Below are 24,075 nucleotides of genomic sequence, written 5' to 3'. Positions count from 1 at the left end.
GGTGCTTGCGGGCCGCACAAACCGCTATAGGTGCCGATGCCGGACTTGAGCTTGCGCCAGGTTCAAAACTCAAACCCACGATCGAAGGTGATGGATTTACAAACTCGCTGGGGCCGGGGCACCCTGACATCCATCAGTAGTGAATGAAGTGCGTTGAACTTCGGTCTTTATTGCGGCACAGGATAACAAATCAAGTCGCCCGCTCCACCAGACAGGCGACGTTCATGACGCCCTAAGAGCATTCGGCGCTCTAGACATAGGTTCAGATTGTCGCTTGGCTGACCCGGATTGACTAACCAAGGTTTCTAATCCGTCTTGCGATTTACCCTATGGCCTAAAAGAGCACTTGGCGCCGCAAAAAAGCGTGACAGGGCCAGTTAGGGTGATCCATAGGCCGCCATTGTTACGCCCGATTGTACGGTCGAAAAGGGAGCAGTTTATACTCCCCTAGTATGTCGCCACTGGCAGGCGCAGTGCAAAGGGTGCTTCTGCATGACGTGCGACGTCCTACAATTTCAGGCTATCTTCAATAGCTCGCCTGCGTCTTCAAAAAAGTGCTTTTGGCAGCCATGTCGCCAGATCCGGCAGTAGCCATATCAACGTGATGCCCACAATCTGCAGACAGATGAACGGTAGCACGCCTGCATATATCTGGCCGGTCGAGATTTCATCCGGGGCCACGCCGCGCAGATAGAACAGCGAAAAGCCGAAGGGGGGCGTCAGGAACGAGGTCTGCAGGTTGATCGCAATTAATACGCCCAGCCAGATCGGATCATGACCCAGTAAGATCAGCGACGGCGTGATCAGCGGCAGCACAATCACCGAGATTTCGACGAAATCCAGAAAGAAGCCCATGATGAAAATCACTATCATGCAAAAGACCAGCGCGCCGTTGGCCCCGCCCGGCATTTCGGCCAGAATGCCCGCCACGCGTTCCTCGCCGCCCAGTCCGATAAAGACAAGGCTGAAGAACCCGGCGGCAATGATCGTTGCAAAGATCATCGAGGTCATGGTCATGGTCGATTTCACCGCCTCTTGCACCACCTGCTTTTGCAGTGCGGCGCGCAAGGCCAGCAGTACCGACAGCCCGCCAACCACCGCAAGCCCGGCATAGAAAATGCCAAGCACATATGCGCCCGAGCTCAGGTCGCTACGCTGAAACCGCACCGGAAAGGCACCCGCCAGAATACCCAGCGCGATCAGGGCAACCGTGCCCAGCAGGATGATGCGTGGGGCGATGCCAATGCGATAGCCGGTCATCAACAGCGCACCGACAGCGCCGACTGATGCGGCCTCGGTCGGGGTGGCGATGCCGCCCAGAATGGTGCCCAGCACGGCGAAGATCAGCAGGACAGGCGGGATCACCGCGCCGACGACCTCGCGCCAGTCGGGTTTGGCGATGTCAAGGGGCGCAGGGGGCATGTCCTGCGGGCGCAGCCATCCGCGCGCCACGATATAGATCAGGTAAAGGCAGACCAGCACCAAGCCGGGGATTACAGCAGCGGCGAAAAACTGGCCGACCGACAGCGCCTCGACCGAAAACTTGCCCTGTTCGTACTGCGCCTGCTGGAACGAGGTGGACATTACGTCCGCCAGAATGATCAGCAGGGTCGAGGGCGGAATAATCTGCCCCAGCGTGCCAGCCGTGCACACGATGCCCGATGCGACCCGCGCGTCATATCCGGCGCGCAGCATGGTGGGCAGGGCAATCATCCCCATCGCCACCACGGTCGCCCCGACAATGCCGGTTGACGCTGCCAGCAACGTGCCGACCAGCACGACCGAAATGCCCAAGCCTCCGCGCAACTGCCCGAACAGCCGGCCCATCGTGTCCAAAAGCCCTTCCGCAATGCGGCTTTTTTCCAGCAAAGCGCCCATCAGTACGAACAGCGGAATGGCGATCAAGACGGGGTTGGTCAGAACGCCAAACACCCGTTGGCCCAACGCGCCCAGCAGGGTGATGTCCATTTGCCCCAGCATCCAGCCCAGATAGGCAAAGATCACGGCAACCCCCGCGATGCTGAACGACACAGGGAACCCAAGAAGGATCGCACCCATGAGGGCTGCGAACATGATAAGGTCGAGATATTCGATCATCAGGTCTCTTTCACGGCCAAAAGGCGGATCAACAGGGCTAGGGATTGCAGCATCACGAGGACACAAAAGGCGGGCATCAGGGATTTCAGCAGGAACACCGCCTCGATCCCGCCCACGGAAATTGGGCCTTCAAGGATCGCCCATGAATTGCGCACCGACGGCCACGACCAGTAAATCAGTGCAATCATCGACGGCATCAGCAGGAACAGATGGCCGAAAATGTCGATCCGGCGGCGTGTCTTTGGCGTTGCCTTGGCATAGAACACGTCCACCCGCACATGCTTGTCGACCAGCAGCGTATAGCCCGCCGCCAGCATGAACAGCGCGGCGTGCATATAAAGAACACTTTCCTGCAACGCGATGGAATTCACGCCGAACGCATAGCGCCCGACAACGATGGTGAACTGCACCAGCATCATGGCCAGCGCCAGCCAGCGCACCACATGGGCGACACCGATGTTTACCTTGTCCAAGGCGTTTGCCAGTTGCTCCATCACCTGCCCCCGATGCGAAAGGTCACGAAGGGCGCAGCCATCGCTGCGCCCTTGTTCGATAGGTCTTAGTACCCCATGACCAGATTACGTGCGTTCATCTGACCGTTGTCAGCATAGACCATGTATTTACCGACCGATGCACGATAGGCCACGAAGCTTTCGGTGATCCGTTTGACCAGCTCGTCATCGTCATTGCGCAGATCGTCGATGACCTCGGCGGCGGCTTTGCCCATGCCGGTGATGACGTCTTCGGGGAACATTTTCACCTGAACGCCGTGCTCGGCCACCATCGCTTGCAACGACAGGGCGTGCTTGGTGGTGTATTCGGTCCAGACCTGATTATACAGGCTGTCACAGGCCGCTTGCACAACCTGTTTCAGGTCGTCGGGCAGGTCGTTGAACACGTCTGCGTTGACGCCGCATTCCTCGGCCGACGATGGCTCGCCCACGCCGGGCCAGTAATAGTTCTTGGCGACCTGGTAATAGCCAAGCGCGCTGTCGGTCCAGGGGCCGATAAATTCGCCCGCGTCCAAAGCGCCGGTTTGCAGGGCCTGGAACATGTCCGGGCCGCTCATCGCCTCGGCCGCCATGCCCATTTTGGCCGCCATTTCGGACGCCAGACCCGTGGTGCGGAACTTCATGCCTTTCAGGTCTTCGGCCGAGTTCACTTCGTTGCGGAACCAACCGCCCCATTGCGGGCCAGAGTTGCCGCACAGGAAAGGCTTGATGCCAAACCGGCCATACATTTCGTCGTAAAGTGCCTGACCGCCGCCATGCACCATCCAGCCGACTTGCTCGTCCGCGCGCAGACCAAAAGGTTGCGAGCCGAACAACAGGATACCCTTGGATTTCGACCCCCAATAGGCGGGAACAGCGTGATACAGCTCGGCGGTGCCTTCGCTGACCGCGTCAAAGACGCCGCGACCGGGCACAAGCTCTCCGGCAGGGAAAAGTTTGACCTCGATCCGGCCCCCCGACAGGGTCGTGATCCGGTCGGCCAGTTGTTGTGCGGCCACGCCCGGCCCAGGCAGGTTCTTGGGCCACGCGGTGACCATCTTCCACTGGCGCTTGTCCTGCGCGATGGCTGGGGTTGCCAGTGCCGTTGCTGCGGTGCCGATAGCACCCGTGGTCAGAAATGTCCGTCTTTGCATGCGCCTCTCCTCCAATCAGGCAGTTGCGACCTTGGCGTTGGCTGAAGCCATCCCTTGGTCAAATCCGTGCATAAAGCTATTATGTAAATACATAATAGAGTCAATCATTACGGCGAGAAAACCCGGTCAAGCCAGCAATCCTCGCGCAATGATTGTGCGCTGGATCTCGGATGACCCTTCATAGATGCGGAAAATCCGCAGATCGCGCAGGTAGCGTTCCAGCGGGAAATCGCGGGTATAGCCATAGCCGCCGTGAATTTGCAGCGCCCGGTCGGCAATCCGCCACGCGGCTTCGCTGGCATACAGCTTGGCAAAGGCGGATTCGCTGGAATAGCGCACGCCGGTCCCGCGCAGGGTCGCCGCCTGCATCGCCAGCGCGCGGGCGGCGGCCAGTTCGGTGGCACTGTCGGCCAGCATCCATTGCAGCCCTTGGAAGTCCGCAATCGCATGGCCGCTGACCTGCCGTTCCTTGGCATAGGAAATCGCGGCCTTCAGCGCGGCGTCGGCAATGCCGGTGGCCTGTGCAGCGACTTCGATCCGGCCATTGTCCAGAACCTTCATTGCAGTACGGAACCCCGTGCCTTCGTCGCCCAGACGGTTTTCGTCCGGCACCCAGCAATCAAAGCTGATGCCAAACACATGCCCGCCCTTCAGGCCCATCGTTTTTTCATTGGGCGCGACGGACACGCCGTCGATTTTCTTCGGTTCAACAATAAAAGCGCTGACACCGCGTGCACCGGCGGCGGGGTCGGTCTTGGCGTAGACCACCATGAAATCCGCCGCGCCCGCGTTCGAGATAAAGCACTTGGACCCTTTGATCCGATATCCATCGCCTTCGCGCTTGGCCGTCGTGCGCATGTCGGCGGGGTTCGATCCGGCCTGCGGTTCGGTCAGGGCAAACGCGCCCAACGACGTGCCCGCCGCGGCATCGGGCAGAATGCGGGCCTGCAAATCGGCATCCGCCCCCAGAAGCAGCGAATCCGTGGCCAGAAAATGCGCCGTCAGCATGGATGCGGTGGACCCACAGGCGCCCGCGATCGCCTCGACCGCCGCATACAGCGCGGGGCCGGACAGGCCGATCCCGCCGTGGTCTTCCGGCAGGTTCAGACCCAACAGGCCCATGTCCGCCATCGCGTCCAGATGGAGGGTGGAGAACAGCGCCTCTTCGTCGATCTGCGCCGCTTTCGGGGCCAAAACCTCGGTCGAGAACCGTTCGATCTGCGCGACCAGCGCGCGTTCGTCGTCGCTCATGGGATAGGTGGTCATGCGCGTGGCTCCTTGTTCAACAAATTCAGAATATCGCCTGCATCAGCATTCAGGGCCGGGGCCGGCTTGCGCCCGCCGCGCCCTGCGCCGTTAAAATGCACCGGCTGTTCAGGGACGTTCAGAACGCCCAAGTCGGGATGCGTGACCGTGGACGCCAACCCGCGCTCCACTGCTTGAGGCGACGCCCAAGCCTGTGCCACAGATTGAATGGAGGATGCCGGAATACCTGCCGCTGACAGGTGGTGCACCACCTGATCCACCGGCAAGGAACCCGCCCACTGGTCGATATACTCGGCGAGCGCAGGTTCGTTCTCGCGGCGCAAAGGATCGCTGGTAAACCGCGCGTCCTGTACCAGTTCGGGCTGGCCGATCACGTCGCAGAAGGTGGCAAACAGCCGGTCGTTCAGAACCGCCAACGCGAAATGCCCGTCCGCCGCCGGATAGGTGCCAAAGGGCGCGGACAGCGGGTGGCGGTTGCCGGTGCGCACCGGGGTCTCGCCGCCCATCAGGGTGCGGCAGGCCAGAATGGGCATCATCGACACCAACCCGTCAAACAGCGCCACATCCACATGACGCCCCAGCCCGGTGCGGCTGCAGTCAAACAGGGCAACCATTGTGCCCCAAGCGGCGAACAGGCCACCGGCCACGTCGCCCAAAGCCTCGCCCACCATCGTCGGTGCACCGTCGGGTTCGCCGGTGGCGTCCATCAACCCGCTCATCGCCTGCACGATGATGTCATAGGCGGGTTTTTTGGTGTTTGGCCCGGTCTGCCCGAAGCCGGACACGGACACGTAAACCAGATGGGGAAAATCCTTGGCCAGCGCGTCATAGCTCAGCCCCAGCTTCTCCATCACGCCGGGGCGGAAGTTCTCGATCAGCACGTCGCAATCTGCCAGCAACGCCTTGACCGTCGCAATCGCGTCGGGCGATTTCAGGTCCAGCGCAATTGACCGCTTGCCCCGGTTGATTGCCTGAAACAATAGGCTTTCCCCGTCCTTGAACGGGCCGATATGGCGGTAATCGTCGCCGTGGGCGGCTTCGACCTTGATCACATCCGCGCCCAGATCGGCCATCATTGCGGTGCAGTATGGACCCGCCAGAACGCGGGTGAAATCAAGCACGCGCACCCCGCTGAGGGGTTGGGGCGTTTGGCTGTTGGGGGGCTGAGTGGGCATATGATCCTCCGGGTTTGATCGGTTGAGCATAGGCGCGGTCATGATATAAGCAGAAATACAGATTATTGATAGAGCGATAAATGCAAGCTATACCCGTGAGCCTTCGCCAGATCGACTATGTCATTACCGCCGCGGACACCGGCAGCACCGCCGCCGCCGCGCGGGTGTTGAACGTGTCGCAACCGTCAGTGTCGCTGGCGATTGCCAAGGTCGAGGAACACTTTGGCCGCCCGCTGTTTGCCCGCAGCGCAGGCCAAGGCATTGCCCCCACCGCGTTCGGGCTGCGCAAACTGGGCGCCTTGCGCAGCCTGCGCGCACAGGCGCAATCGGTGCTGGATCACAAAGACAGCGGGGCCGAGGTGCTGAACCTTGGCGTCTTTTCCACCCTTGGCCCACGCTATGCGCCCGCCTTGGTGGGCAGCTTTCAGAAAGTCGCGCCCGACGCCCGGATCGCACTGCACGAAGGCGATCTGGACCGCCTGACGCGCTGGCTGGAAAACGGGCGCATCGACCTCGCATTGATCTATGATTTCGGCCTGCCGTCGTCGCTTAAGATCACACCGCTGGCCGATGTGCGGCCCTATGGGCTGGTTGCGCGGGCGCACCCTTTGGCGGGGCGCGGGACGGTTGCGATGGCGGATTTGCTGACCGATCCGCTGATCCTGATGAACCTGCCGCACAGCCGAAATTACTTCCTGACGCTGGCGCAGATGAACGGCATCCGGCCGCGCATCGCACATGAAACAAGCTCGGTCGAGATGTTGCGGGCGATGGTTGCCAATCACATGGGTGTGGGGCTGGTTGCCACCGATATTGCGCAGGATACGGCCTGCGACGGTCAACCCGTCACGCGGCTGGAACTGTCAGACCCGCTTGTGCCGCATCGCATCGCGCTGGCCCGTGCGCCACATCCGCATACCGCGCCATTGGTGGCCGCGTTTCAGGATCATGTGGCAAGCGCCTTCAACCCCTGACACGCTATGTCTGGCCTTTTACGCCTTATGTCTATATCTTTTGAGAAAATCCGCCGGGATCACCCGGAACCGCACGGTCGAAAGGCACAGCATGTCCATAACCTATCGCGAGGTGAAAGCCGATATCCTGCGCCAGATCACACAAGGCGAACTTGCCCCCGGCAGCTCGATGCCGAACGAGGTTGATCTGGCCGCAAGCTATGGCTGCGCGCGGGCGACTGTCAATCGGGCAATGCGCGAATTGGCGGATGACGGCATCATCGAACGCCGCCGCAAAGCTGGCACGCGGGTCAGGCTGAACCCGATCCGGCAGGTGCGGCTGAACATTCCGATCGTCGGGCAAGAGATCGAGGAACTGGGCGCGGCCTATCGCTATGCGTTGGTGCACGGTCAGGCCGAACCCGCCCCGAACTGGCTGCGCGCGCGTATGGCGTTGAAGCGTGACGACCGGGTGTTGCATCTGACCTGCATGCACTATGCCGATGGCGCGCCGTATCAGCACGAGGATCGCTGGATCAATCTAGACGCTTTGCCCGAGGCTGAACAGCATGATTTCTCGGATATCGGTCCCAACGAATGGCTGGTGTCGACCGTGCCGTTTACCGAGGCGCAGATCAGCTTTCACGCCGTTCAAGCCGACGCCACTATCGCGGATTATCTCGACTGCACCGAAGGCGATGCCCTGTTCCAGGCCGAGCGCATGACGTGGCTTGAGGGGCAGACGATCACTTTTGTGCAATTGACCTATCGCCGCGGCCACCGTCTGACGATGCAATACTGACCGAGCGTGAAAAAGCCTGCGCGGAGTGCTCCGCACAGGCCATTGGTTACTTGCCCCAAGATGGGTAAACGCCCTGAATCAAAGGATTGCCGGCAGGTTCAAACCATTCTCGCGGGCGCAGTCTTTGGCGTCGTCATAGCCCGCATCGGCGTGGCGCATGACGCCCGTGGCCGGGTCGTTCCACAAGACACGCTCGATCCGGCGGTCTGCATCTTCAGTGCCGTCACAGCAGATCACCATGCCCGAGTGTTGACTGAAACCCATGCCGACGCCGCCACCATGGTGCAGTGAAACCCAGGTTGCGCCAGATGCGGTATTGAGCAGCGCGTTCAGTAGCGGCCAGTCCGACACCGCATCCGAGCCATCCAGCATCGCCTCGGTTTCGCGATTGGGCGATGCGACTGAGCCTGAGTCCAGATGGTCGCGTCCGATTACGATCGGGGCTTTCAATTCGCCATTGCGCACCATTTCGTTGAACGCCAGGCCCAGCTTGTGACGCACGCCCAGACCGACCCAGCAAATCCGCGCGGGCAGCCCCTGAAACGCGATCCGCTCGCGCGCCATATCCAGCCAGTTGTGCAGGTGGCTGTCCTCGGCCAGGATTTCCTTCACCTTGGCGTCGGTCTTGTAGATGTCTTCCGGGTCGCCCGACAGGGCCGCCCAACGGAACGGACCGATGCCACGGCAGAACAGCGGGCGGATATAGGCGGGCACGAAGCCGGGGAAGTCGAATGCATTGTCCAGCCCCTCTTCCAGCGCCATCTGGCGGATGTTGTTGCCGTAATCGACGGTCGGAATACCGGCGGCATGGAAATCAACCATCGCCTTGACCTGCACCATCATCGAGGCACGCGCGGCCTTTTCAACAGCTTTTGGGTCGCTTTCGCGCTTTTCGCGCCATTGGGCCATCGTCCAACCCTGCGGCAGATAGCCGTTTACGGGATCATGGGCACTGGTCTGGTCGGTGACGATATCAGGGCGGATGCCGCGCTTGATCAACTCGGGATACACATCGGCGGCGTTGCCCAGAAGCGCGACCGATTTGGCCTCACCGGCAGCGGTCCAGCGTTCGATCATCGCAAGCGCCTCGTCCAGACTGTCGGTCTTTTCGTCCACGTAGCGGGTGCGGAGGCGGAAGTCGATGCTGTCGGGGTTGCATTCGACCGCCAGACAGCAGGCCCCGGCCATCACAGCCGCCAGCGGTTGCGCCCCGCCCATGCCACCCAGACCGCCGGTCAGGATCCACTTGCCCTTCAGGTCGCCACCGTAATGCTGACGCCCCGCTTCGACAAAGGTCTCATAGGTGCCCTGCACGATACCTTGCGAGCCGATATAGATCCAGGAACCCGCTGTCATCTGGCCATACATCGCCAGACCCTTCTTATCCAGCTCGTTAAAATGATCCCACGTCGCCCAATGCGGCACGAGGTTTGAGTTGGCGATCAGAACGCGCGGCGCATCCTTGTGCGTCGGGAACACCCCGACAGGCTTGCCTGATTGCACCAGAAGGGTCTGGTCTTCTTCCAGGTCCCGCAAGGTGGCGACGATCTTGTCGAAATCGTCCCATGTGCGCGCGGCGCGCCCAATGCCGCCATACACAACCAGCTCATGCGGGTTTTCGGCCACGTCGGGGTGCAGGTTGTTCATCAACATCCGCAGGGGCGCTTCGGTGGTCCAGTGCTTGGCCGTCATTTCGGTGCCGGTTGCGGGATAGATGTCGCGGGTGTTCTTGCGCGGATCGCTCATGATGTTCCTTTCAGATCAGGTGCCAGATCGGCCAGAGTTGTCAGAATGGTTTTCAAATACCCGCGCAGCCGCGCGGATTTTTCGGTGTCATAGGTCCAGGGCGCAGCCTCGTCCTTCAGATAGGTGCTTTGTGCCAGCTCCATCTGAATTGCGTGCAGCCCGTCCGCCGGTCGTCCGTAATGGCGCGTTGTCCAGCCGCCCTTGAAGCGGCCGTTGGTGACGCTGGAATAGCCCTCTGCCATCTCGCACAGGTTCTGAACAGCGGCTTCGATCTCTGGGGCGCAAGTGGTGCCCAGATTGGTGCCAATGTTGAAATCGGGGAGCGTGCCGTCGAACAGAAACGGGATGTGCGACCGGATCGAGTGGCAATCATACAGGATCGCAACCCCGTGCAGGTCACGCACCCGCTCAAGCTCGGCCTCAAGGGCTTCGTGATAGGGCGCATGGAAGGCTTGGCGACGGGCCTCGACCTCATCCTTGGTGGGGGGTGTGTTCCAGATATCCTGCCCGTCGAAATCGGTCAGCGGCACCAGCCCGGTGGTGTTCTGACCGGGATAGAGCGATACGCCCGATGGGTCGCGGTTGGCGTCGATCACGTAACGATGGAAGGTTGCGCGGACCGTGGTCGCGCCGGGCAGCAGCCCGTCATAAAGCGTGTGGATGTGCCAATCCGTGTCGTCCAGCCCCTGCCCCCGCGCGTTCAGCCGCGCCTTGATGTCGGCGGGCACGTGTGTGCCAGTATGGGGCAGGCCCAGCACGATGGGGCTGTCGCCCCGGTGGATTTCAACGGGGGTCATGGGTGAAGCTCCGGCATGTGGGTGTTTGTGGCGGCCACAATCGCGTTGGATGCGATCAGCGCTGCCGCTTTTTCCAAGTCAGGCGCAAGGTAACGGTCGTCGCCCAGCGTTTCGACCTGTTCGCGCACGGCGGCGATCACGGATGCCAGCGGCGCACTTGTCTCCAGCGGGGCGCGGAATTCGACACCCTGCGCGGCGCACAGAAGCTCGACGCCAAGGATACGTTCCAGATTGGCGACCATGCGCGACAGGCGCACCGCGCCGTGGGCGGCCATGCTGACGTGATCTTCCTGATTGGCCGAGGTGGGCGTTGAATCCGTCACGCAGGGGTTGGCCAGATGCTTGTTTTCGCTCATCAACGCGGCGGTGGTCACTTCGGCAATCATATAGCCCGAGTTCAGCCCCGGATTGGGCGTCAGGAACGGCGGCAGATCGTGGCTGAGCACCGGATCCACGATCAGGGCAATCCGGCGCTGCGCAATCGCGCCGATCTCGGCAATTGCCAGCGCGATCATGTCAGCGGCAAAGCCCACGGGTTCGGCGTGGAAGTTCCCGCCCGAGACAATCAGCCCGGCTTCGCTCAGCACCAGCGGGTTATCGGTGGCGGCGTTCGCCTCGATCTCTAACGTGCGCGCCGCCATGCGCAGCATGTCCATCGCAGCCCCCGTCACCTGCGGCTGGCAGCGGATGCAATAGGGGTCTTGCACGCGCGTATCGCCTTCGCGGTGGCTTTCGCGAATGACCGAGCCATCCAGAAGCGCGCGCATGGTCGCGGCGGCTTCGATCTGGCCTGCATGGCCGCGTAAGCTGTGAATTTCGGGTTGCAACGGCGCGGTCGATCCCATGATCGCGTCCGTGGACATGGCCGATGTGACCAAAGCCGAGCACATCGCCCGCCACGCGCCAAAAAGGCCGATCAGGGCATAGGCGGTGGTGAATTGCGTGCCGTTGATCAGGGCCAGCCCCTCTTTCGCGCCCAGCACGATGGGGGTCAGGCCTGCGCGGCGCAACGCCTCGGCCCCCGGCAGAACCTTGCCTTCGAACGTCGCTTCGCCGTGGCCGATCATTGCCGCTGCCATATGCGCCAGCGGGGCCAGATCGCCGGACGCGCCGACCGATCCCTGCACCGGGATCACCGGCGTGACGCCCTGCGCCAGCATCCCTTCCAGCAGTTCGACCAGCTCCATCCGCACGCCGGACGCACCGCGCCCCAGCGACAGCAGTTTCAGCGCCATCATCAGGCGGGCGTGGGGTTCGGGGATCGCCTCGCCCACGCCGCAGCAATGGGACAGGATCAGGTTGCGTTGCAGGGTGGCAGTGTCGGACGGGTCAATCTTGACCGAGGCCAGTTTGCCAAAGCCGGTGTTCACGCCGTAAACCGCGTCCGTCCCATTTGCCGCGTCAGCAATCTGTGCCTGCGCCGCACGGATGCCGTCATGGCAAGCCGGATCAAGGCGCACGGCAAGCCCGTCGCGCCAGATCATTTCCAGATCGGCCAGAGTGCTGGCGCCGGGTGTCAGGGTCAGTGTGGTCATGCGATTTCTCCGGTGATACGAAACGCCAACGGATTGAAGCCGATGCGATAAGACAGTTCTGCCGGTTCGGCGATGTCCCAAACGGCTAGATCAGCCACCTGACCGGGCGCAATCGTGCCCAGATCCGTCAGCCCCAGCGCGGCGGCGGCGTGTTGCGTGACGCCGCGCAGCGCTTCTTCTGGTGTCATGCGAAACAGGGTGCAGCCCATGTTCATCGTCAGCAGGATCGAGTTCAGCGGAGAGGTGCCGGGATTCAAATCCGTCGCGAGCGCAATCGGCACCCCATGCTTGCGCAGAAGATCAAGCGGGGGCTGCTGGGTTTCACGCAGGGTGTAGAACGCACCGGGCAGGATCACGGCCACGGTGCCAGCGTCCGCCATCGCGCGCACGCCGGGTTCGTCCAGATACTCGATATGGTCCGCCGACAACGCGCCATAGCTTGCCGCCAATTTCGCGCCGCCCAGATTGGACAGTTGTTCGGCGTGCAGTTTCACCGGCAGGCCAAGGTAGCGGGCCACGTCAAACGCGCGGGCGATCTGGGCGGGCTGAAAGGCGATGCCTTCGCAGAACCCGTCCACCGCATCCACCAGCCCTTCGGCGTGGGCGGCGCGCAGGGCGGGGATGCAGACCTCGTCAATATAGTCATCGTCACGACCGGCATATTCGGCGGGCGTGGCGTGGGCGCCAAGGAAGGTGGTCTTGACGCGGATGGGGCGCTGGTCGGCAATCATCCGTGCGACACGCAGCATCCGAAGCTCGGTCTCCGTGTCCAGACCATAGCCCGATTTGATTTCGATGGTCGTCACGCCTTCGGCGATCAGCACGTCAACGCGGCGCAAGGCCTGCGCCAGCAACTCGTCCTCGCTGGCCGCGCGGGTGGCCGTGACGGTCGACACGATGCCACCCCCGGCGCGCGCGACTTCTTCATAGCTGGCCCCGTTCAGGCGCATTTCGAATTCGACCGCGCGGTCGCCGCCATGCACGATATGGGTGTGACAGTCGATCAGGCCGGGTGTCACCACGCGCCCGCCCAGCGACCGTTGATCCAGTCCGGCAAAATCTGCTGGCACGTCTGTCTGAGGCCCGACCCAAGCGATTTTGCCATCCTGAATGGCGATCGCTGCGTCGCGGATCATCCCATAGGGCGCATCGCCATGCGCCATGGTTGCTACGTGCAGATCGGTCAAAAGCTGGAGCATCGCCGTCATAAGATCGGTCCTTTTCGCGAAGTTTCGCCTTTTCTGGTATAATTTTATGTGCAATATGTCTATACATAAAATGAAATACACAGGATAAAAACCATGATCCACGCCCGTCAGGCCTTGCTCGCGTCCGGTTGGGCGCAGGATGTCCGCATCACCCTTAAAGATGGCCGCATTGATCAGATCGCGCCCAATACGGCTGCCCAGACGGGGGACATGCGCGTTGATACGCTGCTGCCCGCCTTGGGCAACCTGCACTCGCACACGTTCCAGCGCGCGATGGCGGGCATGACCGAGCTGCGCAAGGCCGGGCGCGACAGTTTCTGGACATGGCGCAAGCTGATGTATCGCTTCATGGACCGCCTGACCCCGGAGCAGATCGAGGCCATCGCCGCGCTTGTTTTCGTCGAAATGCAGGAGGCCGGGTATGCCAGCGTGGGCGAGTTTCACTATGTCCACCACCAGCGCGGCGGCGCGCCCTATGATGCGCTGGCCGAATTGTCGCTGCGGGTGATGGCGGCGGCGGGCGAGACCGGCATCGGGCTGACCCATCTGCCGGTGCTGTATACCTATGGCGGGGCGGGCAAGGTGGCGCTGGCCGAAGGGCAGATGCGCTTTGGCAATGATGTCGACCGCTTTGCCGATCTGGTGCAAGGGGCGCGTGCGGGGCTTTCCGCCCTGCCCGATGACGCCCGCGTGGGCATCGCGCCGCATTCGTTGCGCGCCACATCCCCCGACGATCTGGCCCGTGCGCTGGCGGATCATCAGGGCGGGCCGGTGCATATCCACATCTCGGAACAGCCCAAGGAAGTCGAGGACATCCAGAATTGGCTGGGCGCACGTCCTGTCGAGTGGCTTTTGGCCAATGCCCCCGTCGACGCGGGCTGGTGCCTGATCCACGCCACCCACATGACCGAGGGCGAGACCCGCGCGATGGCAGCCTCCGGCGCGGTCGCGGGCCTGTGCCCCATTACAGAAGCGAACCTTGGCGATGGCCCCTTCAACGGCCCCACCTTCCTTGAGGCTGGCGGCGCGTTCGGCGTCGGGTCGGACAGCAACGTCAATATCTCGCTGACTGAAGAACTGCGCACGCTGGAATATTCCCAACGTCTGCGCGACGTGGCACGCAACGTGATGGTAGTCCGCGAAGGCTCGGTCGGGGCAACGCTTTACACAGGTGCGGCCCGCGGCGGCGCGCAGGCTTTGGGCCGCGACGCGGGCGAGATTGCGCCGGGGCGTTTGGCAGATTTGGTCGCCATCGACAGCACTGACCCCACATTGTGCGCCCTGAAACCTGACCAGATCCTTGACGGTCTGTGTTTCGCGGCGAAAGACACCGTCATCACTGACCTGTGGTCTGCCGGGCGGCACAATGTGACTGGCGGGCGGCACATCGCGCGCGACGCGGTGGTCGCGCGGTATCGCAGTGCGGTCGCGGACCTGCTCGCCTCGCTTTAGTCTTTAGGGCGCAGGGTGATGGTCAGTGCGACCGCATCCTGCGCCAGATCGAAACGCAACGGCGCGTCGGTGCGGATCGCCGTGTCGCCCACGTCCAAAGCCTTGCCTTCCACCGACGCGGTGCCCGCGATCACATGCAGCACACAGGTCTGCCCGGCTTGCCCGACCTTATACGTGCCAGCATCGCGCAGGGTCTGCGCATCGCCTTCGCACCGCGCGGTGTCGAACATCAGGTTGAAATCACGGATCGGGCCTTGGGTCAGCGTGGCCGTGACGGGTGCCCCTCCGTCGAACCGCACGGGCTGCGCATAACCCGCCTGCAGATCGCCATCCGGCCCATGCAGCACCATGCCATCGCCCTGAATGACCGTCAGGATACGCGTCAGGCCCGGAAAGATGGAAAAAGCCCCGTCGCCATCCACATCCGCCATGCTCAGCCGCCACAAAGTGCCCGTTTTATCCTGTTCTTTGGCGATATTGCGTGTGATCCCGCCACCGTTTTTCCAAGGTGTTTCCACCAAGTCGCATTGCCGAAAAATCATGATCTCTCTACGCAAAACTCGCTTAAGCGCCTCATTTTTAATACTCTCACGCCGACAGAACCACTTCACGACGAGTCCCATTTTACTATTGAGGACGCTCTTGATCCTCACCAAGCGAATCCCAATCCGTCTGCAAGCTTCAGGGAAATATCGGTTGGATGCAAGAAAGACACAGCCATTGACTGGAGGCCAATACCATCGACGTTAAGCCGGCAAACGATTGGCGACGTCAGCCTTTGCGTTTCTGATCATCTAGGGTCAGGATGCATTGATTTCGGTCGCACTGCGTGATTCACGGCTCCGAAAAGGAGCGGCGACATGAGTGATATTTTCTGGCTGACCGACGAGCAGATGGCCAAGCTGGCACCTTTCTTCCCGAAGTCTCACGGCAAGCCAAGGGTCGATGACAGACGGGTCTTGAGCGGGATTATCTTCATCAACCGCAATGGCTTGCGCTGGCGCGACGCGCCCGAAGTCTACGGACCCCACAAGACGCTATACAGCCGCTGGAAGCGTTGGAGTGAAAAGGGCATCTTCGCCAAGATGATGGCTGGGCTGGCGGCGGGACACGGCGAGCAGATGACCGTGATGATCGACGCGACATACCTCAAGGCTCACCGAACGGCGACCAGCATGGCCGCCAAAAAGGGGGGCGTGGTCGCCTGATTGGTCGGACCAAAGGCGGCATGAACACCAAGCTGCACGCGATCTGTGACAGTCAGGGGCGACCGATCGACCTGTTCGTTACCGCCGGACAGGTAAGCGATTACATCGGCGCACGGGCCCTGCTGAGCGGCCTGCCAAACGTCAAATGGCTGCTCGGGGATCGCGGCTATGATGCTGACTGGTTCAGAGAAGCGTTGCAGGACAAGGGGATACGCGCCTGTATCCCTGGCCGGAAGAAACGCAAGACACCGGTCAAGTACGACAAGCGCCGATACAAGCGGCGCAACCGCATCGAGATCATGTTCGGCAGGCTCAAGGACTGGCAGCGGGTGGCGACACGCTATGACCGCTGCCCAAAAGTCTTCCTCTCTGCCATCGCTCTCGCTGCTCTCGTAATCTACTGGTTATGAATCCTGACCCTAGCGGATCTAGCGTTCAATGAGGCGCTTGATCGATCGCTTTGGATCCCGCCGTCGCGCCCCTCATTCGGCATGCCAAAGTCCGGTACCAAGGCGTTGGTATTCTCAGATTGGTCGATGGTGCCAGATGCGATCGCTGCTTTGCTTTCGCACGAGGCGAGCCGGCGCATGGGTATGTCGCCGGACCTTGTCAGCAGGACTAGTAGGCCAATTGGTGTCGATGAACTTATGCCGATGCTCTACCCGTCGCCCTCGTTGGCGGCACTTGTTGATCCTCTCGTGTTGGAGCGGCGGTTCGGCCGAGCTGAAAGCTTTGAGATTTTGCACGCTCAGGCCTGCATGGCTCTGCGTGAGCAGCTTGCGGTGGATGCAATCGCAGAACTCGCTCAATCGAACGACCGCGTCCTCGCGCTCGCACTTGACAGAACGCTCGGGCACGAAGTGGGATGGTCCAGAGTCGGAGTCGTTGACCATGATGGTCACGATGAACATGGAGCAATGGCTCGAACCATCGCCACACTTCGAGAGGCACTCCAAGCTGATGGGCGTCAGGGTGAAATCGACCCTGACACAGTTGTCGAAAAGCTAGCCAGCCTTGCGCTTGGCTCGCCTGCGATATGTGCACTTCGAGCTCTTTCGCGACTTTGCCCGGAGCTCGCCGTAGACGACCCGGAATTGATCAGCGCATCAATCGGGATCGCACTCGGTTTTCGGAGCCTATATAATCAGCCTGAAACCCGCGCATTGCTGGCCGAAACCTCGCCTCTAAATTATTGGCGCGACATCATTAAGCACGCCGCGCAAAGCGACCTTCCTGCGGTTCTGGACGAATATCTTCAACTCGTCCTGGAAACCGAACGCGCCGAAAAATTAGCTCCGAAGGATCGTGCGAAGGTCATCGCTTCAAGCGTTATTGCTGTGGTCGCCTTGCGCCCTGCACAGATCACATTGGACCACTGGTCGACAAAAGCGGGGCGTCTGTATGAACAGACCTTCGAAGTGCGTGCCCGTTTCGCCATGCGTTTTGCAACAAAAGCTGAGGAAGAAAAGGGGGTGCGCCGAACATCCGCAGTCCAGGCGGCTTTCAAGTCGCCGTTCAGGCCGTTTGTTCTCGCTTCCACATCAATTGGACAGGAAGGATTGGATTTTCATCCCTACTGCTCTCGGATTGTGCACTGGAATCTCCCTCGGAATCCTGTTGATATTGAGCAGCGTGAAGGTCGGGTCCACCGTTACAAGAACCATGCAGTTCGGCGCAATGTAGCCACTGCTTTTTCCGCAACTCCGCTTATAGCGCGGACCAGTCAATCACTATGGGTCTCCATGTTTGAGGCCGCACAAGATTGTGAGCTATCAAACGGTCGCCCGGGAGACATCATTCCGTACTGGGTCTACCCAGGTAACCACAAGATTGAGCGGATCGTCCTCATCCCGCCATTCAGCCGCGAGACGGAGCGCTACAAGGATCTTATCAAATCTTTGGCCACTTACCGGCTGGCCTTTGGCCAGCCGCGCCAAGATGAGTTGATCAGCCTCTTCTTGGGTATGGACGAATTTGTCCAAGAACTATCGGAGCTTCAGATATCGCTAAAGCCAGGCTGACGCGGCACGCCGAAAAGTGCGTTTGCACACCGGGAGGATAGGAAGGCAAACCTGTTCCCTCATGCAGGCGCTTCACACAGAGCGTTCAGCTCGCTGCACGCCACATCCGGTACCGCCCTTCCCCCGTAACTTCTCGGATTAAGCCTCGCTTTTCCATCCAGTTGAGGTTGCGCTGAACGGCGGCACGGCTTGCGCGGTCAGGGTCTCGGCCATCGGTGCGGAGACAAGTGGCCATTCGGTCAGTGCCGTGCACAAGGACGGGGGCGTGCGGCCCGAGAGCGCGCTAATCTCGTCTTCCGCCCGCGTCGCCCACGTTTCGATATCGTCGAGGTGCCGCATCGCTGTCAGGAATCCCGCCTCCATCCCGTCTAGCCACCGTATCAGACGGTCAGTGGGTGGGCCGCCGGCACGCAGCCCCCCTGCTCCGCCCATGGCCACAGGCGCGAATGCCGCTCCCCTGCACTCACTGGCCGCGATCCGCGCAGCAGTGACAGCTGCTTCCACTCGGTCACCGTGTTGTCCGAGGCCCGCCAGGCCCCAAAGATGAAAGCCCATGCAAGCACGCGTGATCGGGTGGAGCTCGGCCGCGGCTGCCATTACGTCCAGCCATCCGCCCGCGCGATCTTCGAAACGCTCGGCACTGCCTTCGATGTTCTTGGGATCACGGCGATCCAGAAAGGCTGCTAGGTCTATCTCTGGCCCGGGACCGCCTGTCAGGCGCCGAACAGCCCATCCAATCCGTGTCAAGGCATTTGGGTCATCCTGTGACCCCGATAGCCGCATCGACATCCAAAGCGCCAGACGATCAGAACTCACCCGATCCCCTGCGAACCAGCTAAGGTCCGCTGCCTCGATAAGAGCGAGGCGATGTCGCCAGCCTTCCGGGCCACGCAGCAGCCTGTCATCCAGAGCACCCAGGCGTCCAGCCACGCGTGCCAGCCGCGCAGCGTGAAGCCCCTCTGCCTTTGCCCAGTCATGGACGACAGCGGTGTCGGACGGTTCCGCACGCGGTCCGGGAGGCAAATCATCCGGTTCTTCTTCGAGTGGCCCAGGCAGGAACCAGAGATCGTCTTCGTGAGCCTCTTGATCCTCCTCATTGGTGATGAGGGGGTTGTCGTAATCATCATTCAAAGTAGAGGCTTGAGTCTTCATATGTGCAAAATAATGATCTTTTGCACATTACCAAAGCATTTTTGTGGCCGCTGCCTGCGCCCTTTATATAGTACGCGCACGCGACTGCCGGCGGAACCTCTCAGATCGCGCTCAGCGCAAGGAAACCAAGGCATTGTACGCCAGCACGACGAGAGAACACTCACTTGCATTCGTTTACAAACGGTCGTTTAGTAGCGATACATAAAACTGCAAAAAGACTGTTTTGATGCCATTGATAGGCTACGCGCGCGTTTCAACCGAGGATCAAACCCCCCTGCCCCAGTCGCAGGCCCTGAAATCCGCGGGCTGCGCCGAGATCCATGAAGAACAGGCCTCGGGCGGCAATCGTGCGCGGCCGGTGCTGGCGCGGGTGTTGGAGCGCATCGGCAAGAGCGACACGCTGGTGGTCGTGCGGATTGACCGCCTCGCGCGATCCCTGTCGCATCTGCTGGAGGTGATCGAGCGGCTGGAGGCCAAGGGCGCGTTCTTTCGTTCCATTCAGGACCCCATCGACACCGGATCCCCGCAGGGCAAGTTCACGTTGCAAGTGCTGGGGGCTGCGGCCGAGTTCGAACGCGCCCTGATCCGGGAACGCACCAAGGCCGGCCTCGCCAGCGCGCGCACAAAGGGCCGCGTGGGCGGGAACCCTGGGCTGCGTGCCAAAGACCCTGCCGCTCTTCGCAAAGTGCGGCTGGCGCGACAGGACGGCTACATGGAGCGTTTGAACGAGACGGCACAAGATTGGGTGCCCCATGTGCGCCGGTTGCGACCCGACTTGGCCTGGGAAGACGTGGTGCGCATCATCAACGGCCCATTGCCCGAGGCGCGTCGCTGGACCCAAAGCCGTCTCTTGCGCGCTGTGAAGGCCTACGTTCGCGACGGCTTCCTGCCTACCGAGGTGCTGGCCCGCGCCGGGCGCCGCGAAACGGACGACCGCCTGCCCGCCATCGTCGCCGCCATCAAGGGCGCGGACCCCGACATCACGCTTCAAGCGATCTGTGAACGGCTGGAATCTATGCGCGAACGCACGCCTCGTGGCAGAACAAGATGGCAGCCATCATCGGTCAAGATGCTGTTGGAGCGAGCCGAGAATCTGGGAATGATTTAAGAGACTCAGATTCGTTCTTTGGAAGCAAAACCGCCTATGTGAATCGGGTACATCTTGCGTTTAAGAGATGACAGCGACACAATCACTTGACGCGCTGGATCCGAGAAATAAGATAAGTCATTGTAAATAAATGATTTCATCGGGTACCAGCCCACCATTTGAAAAAATCCTTGCCTGTCAAACGCTTTCCTGACATTTTTGCGGAAGAACGCTAACCATCAGTTTCCGGCGGTTTTGCGTTCCTTCTCAAGATAGACCCGGAAGACGGGCGGCGGGACGGGCATGAACGAGCAGCGGATCAGAATGGATCAAAAGATCCAAACGATGGCGACACGTCTAAGCAAATCGCTTGATGTGAATATGCGCAAGTCGTTCCTACCTGATGAACGAAAGGCTCTCAGACGCTTCTCATCCACGGAGGTTGCTCAGATCCTCGGGGTAAGCCAGGATTTTCTGCGGAAGATGTTCTTCGAGGACAAACTCGATCTCGGTGACATCGAGACGGATGCCCGCGGCCGCAGGTTCTACACTGCAGAGCAGATCGACATAGCGCGCCACGAAATTGCCCGGTCAAGCACCAAGTTCCAGCATATCGTTCCTCGTCGTCGGGAAGGGGAGCATATACAGATCATTTCGATCGCCAACTTCAAAGGGGGCGCCGGAAAGACGACAACGGCGATCCATTTGGCCCAAAAGCTCGCCCTTGACGGTTATCGAGTTCTGGCAATCGATCTCGACCCGCAAGCCTCAATGACCACCATGTTCGGTTTCCGGCCGGAAATCGACTTCCCTGAAGCCGGAACGGTGTACGATGCCCTACGGTACGAGGACCCTATCCCCTTTAGAGACGTTGTGCGCAAAACGTATTTCCACAACCTCGATCTAGCCGCGGCCGGATTGCTGCTCTCTGAGTTCGAGACCGAAACCGCACACGCCCTTCGAAACAATATCAGGCCGCCGTTCTATCAGCGGCTTGCCCTTTGCATTAATGAAGTCGAGACAGACTACGACATTGTCGTCATCGACTGCCCACCGCAACTCGGGTTTACCACGCTATCAGCTTTGGTAGCATCGACATCCCTAGTCGTCACTGTCATTCCAAGCATGCTTGACGTCGCCTCGATGGCCCAATTTCTGCAGCTCACATCCAGCCTCATGGCAACAATTGCTGATGTGGGCGCATCGCCCGACTGGGACTTCATGAGATTTCTAATCACTCGTTTCGAGCCCAATGACGGCCCCCAAACCCAGATGGCGGCATTCCTGAGGACCATGTTCACGGATGACGTTCTTACACAGCCTTTCCTGAAATCCTCCGCAGTCTCTGACGCTGGGCTCACGCAACAGACACTGTTCGAGATCGCCAGAACGGATTTTCATCGCCAGACGTACGATCGGGCTATCGAGTCGATCAACGGAGTTGTGGCGGAGGTCGAAGGGCTCATCAAAACGGCATGGGGGCGCAAGTAATGGCCCGCAAAGTCACATTCGACATTCCCGAGGATGAGGAAAAGCAGGAGAACTCGTCGATTTCTCCGACTCGAACCCAGTCACGGGCCCCTGCCCTTTCGGGAATGGCCCGTTCTCTTCAAGATGCGGCACAATCTTCAATTCAAGAAATCAGTACCGACCTTATTGATGATTCCGAGTTCCAGGATCGTCTGGCCCTGGATGACGAAGATGACATCAGGGAACTGGCTGAAAGCATTGACAAGCAGGGACAGCTTATCCCGATACTTCTGAGCCCCGAAGGGGGGCGATACAGGATTATCTATGGGCGCAGGCGATTAGCGGCCCTTCGACTTATCGGCAAGCCCGCAAAGGCTCTCATCAGAGGCTTGGATGAGGATCAAGCGATTCTTGCACAAGGCCAAGAGAATAGCTTCCGAAAAGACCTCAGCTGGATCGAGAAAGCCCTGTTTGCACGTTCTCTCATAGAGTCCGGCAAGGATGAGGGGCTGGTCTGTGACGCCCTCAACATCGATCAGAAAGCCAGGAAAGCCGGTGACAAGCTCACGGGACTTGCTCGCATGAAACAAGTCACTTCCTGTATTCCGACTGAACTAATCCAAAAGATCGGGGCGGCACCCGGGGTTGGACGGGATCGTTGGTATGCTGCCGCAAAGTCTTATGAGAGCCTTGGCTTTTCTGGAGATGAAGGGTTTCCGGCCGGAAACCGAGAATTCCATGATGCTGTCATGGAATCCAAAGGTTCAGGCAAGACCTCCGACGAACGCTTTGCGGTCTTCGAAGGGCTCCTGAAACAGCACAAGCCCTCTGCCCCATCCGCAATCCAGACAAAACTCGGGATGGTGAAGGTCACCAAAAGAAACGTGATCATCACCGTCAAGAACGGGGATGACGGGCTTCATAAGTGGATCTCTGAGAATCCAGAGGCCGCTCTTCTCGCGTTAGCGAACGCGAAGGCCGCCGGTCCGGGGCAAATCATTACCCCAGAGAAAATGGAACCAACAGGTAACCCAGTCTCCGGCAGGGATCAGGGTCTTGATGGTCCTGACATAGACGATAACGAAAACTGAGCAGAAAGGAGGACAGGCCAGAAAAGGAAAGACCCCCCGAAAGCAGTGCTTCCGAAGGGCCTCGATTAGCTTAGACACCTGATTGATACCCCGAAGCCGAATCGTTTTCAACACCGTTCGCGGTGAACGGGGAAGCTTTTTCAGCCGACATCATCATGAGACAGGTATTTTCTCACACACCCGCCTTGGCGGAACGATCTTCTGTACCCGGCACGAACCCGTACAGGGTCATCGAGCCGATCCGAGCGCTTCGCAAAGAACTCGGTCTGACACCAAATGACCTGGTAACACTGCAGGCCTTGATCAGCTTCATGCCGAAGAAGGCCGGACAAACAGCTCCAATGACTATCGTCTTTCCCTCAAACGCATCATTGTCTGAGAGAACGAACGGTCTGAACGAGAGAACGATCCGACGGTGTATCGGGCGCCTCGTGGACGCCAATTTGATCCAACGCAGGGATAGCGCAACCCGCAAACGGTTCCCTCTTCGCTACGGTGGAGTGATCAAAGATGCCTTTGGCTTCGATCTACAGCCAATGTTTGATCGGGAAAGTGAGCTCACAGAACACGCAAAACAGCTTGTCGGCGATCAGGAAGAGCTACGATCACTCAGGGCGGAGGCGCTGGCTCTTCGTGTCGAAGCTTTGCGCCAAGCAAACGATGATGAGACATTCACATTTCTCCACAACGTGCGCAACATCCTACGCCGTGCAACTCTCAAAGCCGACGAAATCATAGAACTTATCAAGAAGTTGGCAGAGTTGGCCGGAGCGACCATCAGAGGGTTTCCGGCCGGAAACCCTGAAGCTCAGGAAACGATGCCCGACCTATTGTCCGGCGACGACGGACAAAATGTCCGGCACGTAGAACCCACAAGATTGAATATAAAAAAGGATACTACAGATGCTCACAGCAGCTCTGGTTTTAGCGAACACCGAGATCCAACAACTATGGCTTGGACGGACCTGAAAAACGTATCGGACTTCTTCCCCAATGAACCAAGAGATCATCAATCCGTTTTGAACATGTTGGCTGATGTCGGGAAATTGCTGAGAATAGAACAAGGCAGGATCATGAGACACCTTAGAGAAAGAGGTCCAGGGCAGCTCCTTATTGCACTCGACGAATTAATTTTGAGGGCTAGCACGGGACAGGTGAGGAACACCAACGCCTACCTAGACGCAATGATGAGGCAAGGGATGTGATGGTCTTATCACGGTCACTCAACCAGCTCGTGATTGAGCTTAGTCTTCGATGCTACGGCAAATTTTCCCGGATAGTTCCAACCATACGATCATCGAGAGGGAAAGGAGTGTTGGTTTGAGGGTGACGGGAAGTGAGATCGGGAGAGTGGCTTCCGGCGCCCGTCG

The 24,075-nt window shown here is 60.0% G+C and carries 19 protein-coding genes and 2 pseudogenes; 9 read left to right on the top strand and 12 right to left on the bottom strand.

Translation table 11 applies throughout. The features are described 5' to 3' along the window. The 6 genes and pseudogenes from AC13DE_RS03515 to AC13DE_RS03490 form a co-directional block, all read right to left on the bottom strand. A pseudogene (locus AC13DE_RS03515) lies at window positions 1–232 on the bottom strand (IS30 family transposase); the annotation flags it as partial. Between the two features lie 314 nt (window positions 233–546). After that, window positions 547–2,097, bottom strand: a complete 1,551-nt coding sequence (locus AC13DE_RS03510; protein ID WP_202118104.1) for a TRAP transporter large permease subunit — start codon at window positions 2,095–2,097, stop codon at window positions 547–549. Further along, window positions 2,097–2,591, bottom strand: a complete 495-nt coding sequence (locus AC13DE_RS03505) for a TRAP transporter small permease subunit (RefSeq protein WP_025054174.1) — start codon at window positions 2,589–2,591, stop codon at window positions 2,097–2,099. Before AC13DE_RS03505 ends, AC13DE_RS03510 begins: the two co-directional genes overlap by 1 nt. A 65-nt stretch (window positions 2,592–2,656) precedes the next feature. Continuing rightward, window positions 2,657–3,742 carry a TRAP transporter substrate-binding protein gene (locus AC13DE_RS03500; protein ID WP_106268956.1) on the bottom strand — a complete coding sequence of 362 codons (1,086 nt, stop codon included), beginning with the start codon at window positions 3,740–3,742 and terminating at the stop codon, window positions 2,657–2,659. 126 nt (window positions 3,743–3,868) lie between these two features. Continuing rightward, window positions 3,869–5,008 (bottom strand): acyl-CoA dehydrogenase family protein, encoded by a 1,140-nt coding sequence (locus AC13DE_RS03495; protein ID WP_106268958.1) that lies wholly within the window; start codon window positions 5,006–5,008, stop codon window positions 3,869–3,871. Next, the gene (locus tag AC13DE_RS03490) at window positions 5,005–6,183 is read right to left on the bottom strand and encodes a CaiB/BaiF CoA transferase family protein (protein WP_106268961.1); all 1,179 of its coding nucleotides are present in this window, start codon (window positions 6,181–6,183) and stop codon (window positions 5,005–5,007) included. Before AC13DE_RS03490 ends, AC13DE_RS03495 begins: the two co-directional genes overlap by 4 nt. 80 nt (window positions 6,184–6,263) lie before the next feature. On the opposite strand from AC13DE_RS03490, the gene AC13DE_RS03485 reads away from it, so the two are divergent. Next, complete coding sequence (locus AC13DE_RS03485) at window positions 6,264–7,157, top strand: LysR family transcriptional regulator (RefSeq protein WP_106268964.1); 894 nt, start codon at window positions 6,264–6,266, stop codon at window positions 7,155–7,157. A gap of 91 nt (window positions 7,158–7,248) precedes the next feature. After that, window positions 7,249–7,938 (top strand): GntR family transcriptional regulator, encoded by a 690-nt coding sequence (locus AC13DE_RS03480; RefSeq protein WP_137796050.1) that lies wholly within the window; start codon window positions 7,249–7,251, stop codon window positions 7,936–7,938. A gap of 78 nt (window positions 7,939–8,016) precedes the next feature. On the opposite strand, the gene hutU is transcribed toward AC13DE_RS03480, so the two are convergent. The 4 genes from hutU to hutI are packed head-to-tail and all read right to left on the bottom strand — an operon-like array spanning window position 8,017 to window position 13,224. Further along, the gene (hutU, locus tag AC13DE_RS03475; protein ID WP_085869944.1) at window positions 8,017–9,684 is read right to left on the bottom strand and encodes a urocanate hydratase; all 1,668 of its coding nucleotides are present in this window, start codon (window positions 9,682–9,684) and stop codon (window positions 8,017–8,019) included. Next, window positions 9,681–10,481 carry an N-formylglutamate deformylase gene (gene hutG / locus AC13DE_RS03470; RefSeq protein WP_137796051.1) on the bottom strand — a complete coding sequence of 267 codons (801 nt, stop codon included), beginning with the start codon at window positions 10,479–10,481 and terminating at the stop codon, window positions 9,681–9,683. Before hutG ends, hutU begins: the two co-directional genes overlap by 4 nt. Next, window positions 10,478–12,016, bottom strand: coding sequence for a histidine ammonia-lyase (gene hutH / locus AC13DE_RS03465; protein WP_137796052.1), 1,539 nt, complete (start codon window positions 12,014–12,016; stop codon window positions 10,478–10,480). The genes hutG and hutH overlap by 4 nt, the downstream gene beginning before the upstream one ends. Continuing rightward, window positions 12,013–13,224 carry an imidazolonepropionase gene (gene hutI, locus AC13DE_RS03460; RefSeq protein ID WP_137796053.1) on the bottom strand — a complete coding sequence of 404 codons (1,212 nt, stop codon included), beginning with the start codon at window positions 13,222–13,224 and terminating at the stop codon, window positions 12,013–12,015. Before hutI ends, hutH begins: the two co-directional genes overlap by 4 nt. 93 nt (window positions 13,225–13,317) lie before the next feature. On the opposite strand from hutI, the gene AC13DE_RS03455 reads away from it, so the two are divergent. Continuing rightward, window positions 13,318–14,676: a formimidoylglutamate deiminase gene (locus AC13DE_RS03455; RefSeq protein ID WP_137796054.1), complete on the top strand. Its 1,359-nt coding sequence runs from the start codon at window positions 13,318–13,320 to the stop codon at window positions 14,674–14,676. On the opposite strand, the gene AC13DE_RS03450 is transcribed toward AC13DE_RS03455, so the two are convergent. Next, entirely contained in the window at window positions 14,673–15,218 is a 546-nt protein-coding gene (locus AC13DE_RS03450) for a HutD/Ves family protein (RefSeq protein WP_025054163.1), read from the bottom strand. The genes AC13DE_RS03455 and AC13DE_RS03450 overlap by 4 nt on opposite strands. Window positions 15,219–15,536: 318 nt before the next feature. Between AC13DE_RS03450 and AC13DE_RS03445 the strand changes: the two genes are divergently transcribed. Together AC13DE_RS03445 and AC13DE_RS03440 are read left to right on the top strand one after the other, a co-directional pair. Continuing rightward, window positions 15,537–16,294 (top strand): IS5 family transposase gene (locus tag AC13DE_RS03445; RefSeq protein ID WP_137796056.1). Its coding sequence is split into 2 segments (ribosomal slippage): window positions 15,537–15,861 and window positions 15,861–16,294, totalling 759 coding nucleotides; the frame shifts between segments, so codons are not numbered across the junction. 126 nt (window positions 16,295–16,420) lie between these two features. Further along, the gene (locus AC13DE_RS03440) at window positions 16,421–17,905 is read left to right on the top strand and encodes a C-terminal helicase domain-containing protein (protein ID WP_202118105.1); all 1,485 of its coding nucleotides are present in this window, start codon (window positions 16,421–16,423) and stop codon (window positions 17,903–17,905) included. 85 nt (window positions 17,906–17,990) lie between these two features. On the opposite strand, the pseudogene AC13DE_RS03435 reads toward AC13DE_RS03440, so the two are convergent. Beyond that, a pseudogene (locus AC13DE_RS03435) lies at window positions 17,991–19,057 on the bottom strand (hypothetical protein). A gap of 226 nt (window positions 19,058–19,283) precedes the next feature. Between AC13DE_RS03435 and AC13DE_RS03430 the strand changes: the two are divergent. The 4 genes from AC13DE_RS03430 to AC13DE_RS03415 all read left to right on the top strand — a co-directional run bounded on the left by AC13DE_RS03430 (window position 19,284) and on the right by AC13DE_RS03415 (window position 23,910). Further along, window positions 19,284–20,165, top strand: a complete 882-nt coding sequence (locus AC13DE_RS03430) for a recombinase family protein (protein ID WP_483047072.1) — start codon at window positions 19,284–19,286, stop codon at window positions 20,163–20,165. A 282-nt stretch (window positions 20,166–20,447) separates the two neighbouring features. Further along, the gene (gene repA, locus AC13DE_RS03425) at window positions 20,448–21,635 is read left to right on the top strand and encodes a plasmid partitioning protein RepA (RefSeq protein ID WP_037239335.1); all 1,188 of its coding nucleotides are present in this window, start codon (window positions 20,448–20,450) and stop codon (window positions 21,633–21,635) included. Then, window positions 21,635–22,705: a plasmid partitioning protein RepB gene (gene repB, locus AC13DE_RS03420; protein ID WP_111773032.1), complete on the top strand. Its 1,071-nt coding sequence runs from the start codon at window positions 21,635–21,637 to the stop codon at window positions 22,703–22,705. Before repA ends, repB begins: the two co-directional genes overlap by 1 nt. A gap of 155 nt (window positions 22,706–22,860) precedes the next feature. Continuing rightward, complete coding sequence (locus tag AC13DE_RS03415; RefSeq protein ID WP_111772969.1) at window positions 22,861–23,910, top strand: helix-turn-helix domain-containing protein; 1,050 nt, start codon at window positions 22,861–22,863, stop codon at window positions 23,908–23,910. The last annotated feature ends 165 nt before the right edge of the window (window positions 23,911–24,075 follow it).

The organism is Sulfitobacter sp. L-8 (genome assembly GCF_056859255.1).
Note: the sequence above shows the minus strand (reverse complement) of the source record. Positions and strands in the feature narration are given on the sequence as shown.

Excerpts from the sequence above, each read along its gene's own strand:
- AC13DE_RS03430 (WP_483047072.1), top strand. The coding sequence starts at position 19,284 with ATGCCATTGATAGGCTACGCGCGCGTTTCAACCGAGGATCAAACCCCC.
- hutH (WP_137796052.1), bottom strand. The coding sequence starts at position 12,016 with ATGACCACACTGACCCTGACACCCGGCGCCAGCACTCTGGCCGATCTG.
- AC13DE_RS03490 (WP_106268961.1), bottom strand. The coding sequence starts at position 6,183 with ATGCCCACTCAGCCCCCCAACAGCCAAACGCCCCAACCCCTCAGCGGG.
- AC13DE_RS03505 (WP_025054174.1), bottom strand. The coding sequence starts at position 2,591 with ATGGAGCAACTGGCAAACGCCTTGGACAAGGTAAACATCGGTGTCGCC.
- AC13DE_RS03495 (WP_106268958.1), bottom strand. The coding sequence starts at position 5,008 with ATGACCACCTATCCCATGAGCGACGACGAACGCGCGCTGGTCGCGCAG.
- AC13DE_RS03455 (WP_137796054.1), top strand. The coding sequence starts at position 13,318 with ATGATCCACGCCCGTCAGGCCTTGCTCGCGTCCGGTTGGGCGCAGGAT.
- AC13DE_RS03485 (WP_106268964.1), top strand. The coding sequence starts at position 6,264 with ATGCAAGCTATACCCGTGAGCCTTCGCCAGATCGACTATGTCATTACC.
- hutU (WP_085869944.1), bottom strand. The coding sequence starts at position 9,684 with ATGAGCGATCCGCGCAAGAACACCCGCGACATCTATCCCGCAACCGGC.
- hutG (WP_137796051.1), bottom strand. The coding sequence starts at position 10,481 with ATGACCCCCGTTGAAATCCACCGGGGCGACAGCCCCATCGTGCTGGGC.
- AC13DE_RS03415 (WP_111772969.1), top strand. The coding sequence starts at position 22,861 with ATGAGACAGGTATTTTCTCACACACCCGCCTTGGCGGAACGATCTTCT.
- AC13DE_RS03440 (WP_202118105.1), top strand. The coding sequence starts at position 16,421 with ATGGTGCCAGATGCGATCGCTGCTTTGCTTTCGCACGAGGCGAGCCGG.
- hutI (WP_137796053.1), bottom strand. The coding sequence starts at position 13,224 with ATGACGGCGATGCTCCAGCTTTTGACCGATCTGCACGTAGCAACCATG.
- repA (WP_037239335.1), top strand. The coding sequence starts at position 20,448 with ATGAACGAGCAGCGGATCAGAATGGATCAAAAGATCCAAACGATGGCG.
- repB (WP_111773032.1), top strand. The coding sequence starts at position 21,635 with ATGGCCCGCAAAGTCACATTCGACATTCCCGAGGATGAGGAAAAGCAG.
- AC13DE_RS03510 (WP_202118104.1), bottom strand. The coding sequence starts at position 2,097 with ATGATCGAATATCTCGACCTTATCATGTTCGCAGCCCTCATGGGTGCG.
- AC13DE_RS03500 (WP_106268956.1), bottom strand. The coding sequence starts at position 3,742 with ATGCAAAGACGGACATTTCTGACCACGGGTGCTATCGGCACCGCAGCA.
- AC13DE_RS03480 (WP_137796050.1), top strand. The coding sequence starts at position 7,249 with ATGTCCATAACCTATCGCGAGGTGAAAGCCGATATCCTGCGCCAGATC.
- AC13DE_RS03450 (WP_025054163.1), bottom strand. The coding sequence starts at position 15,218 with ATGATTTTTCGGCAATGCGACTTGGTGGAAACACCTTGGAAAAACGGT.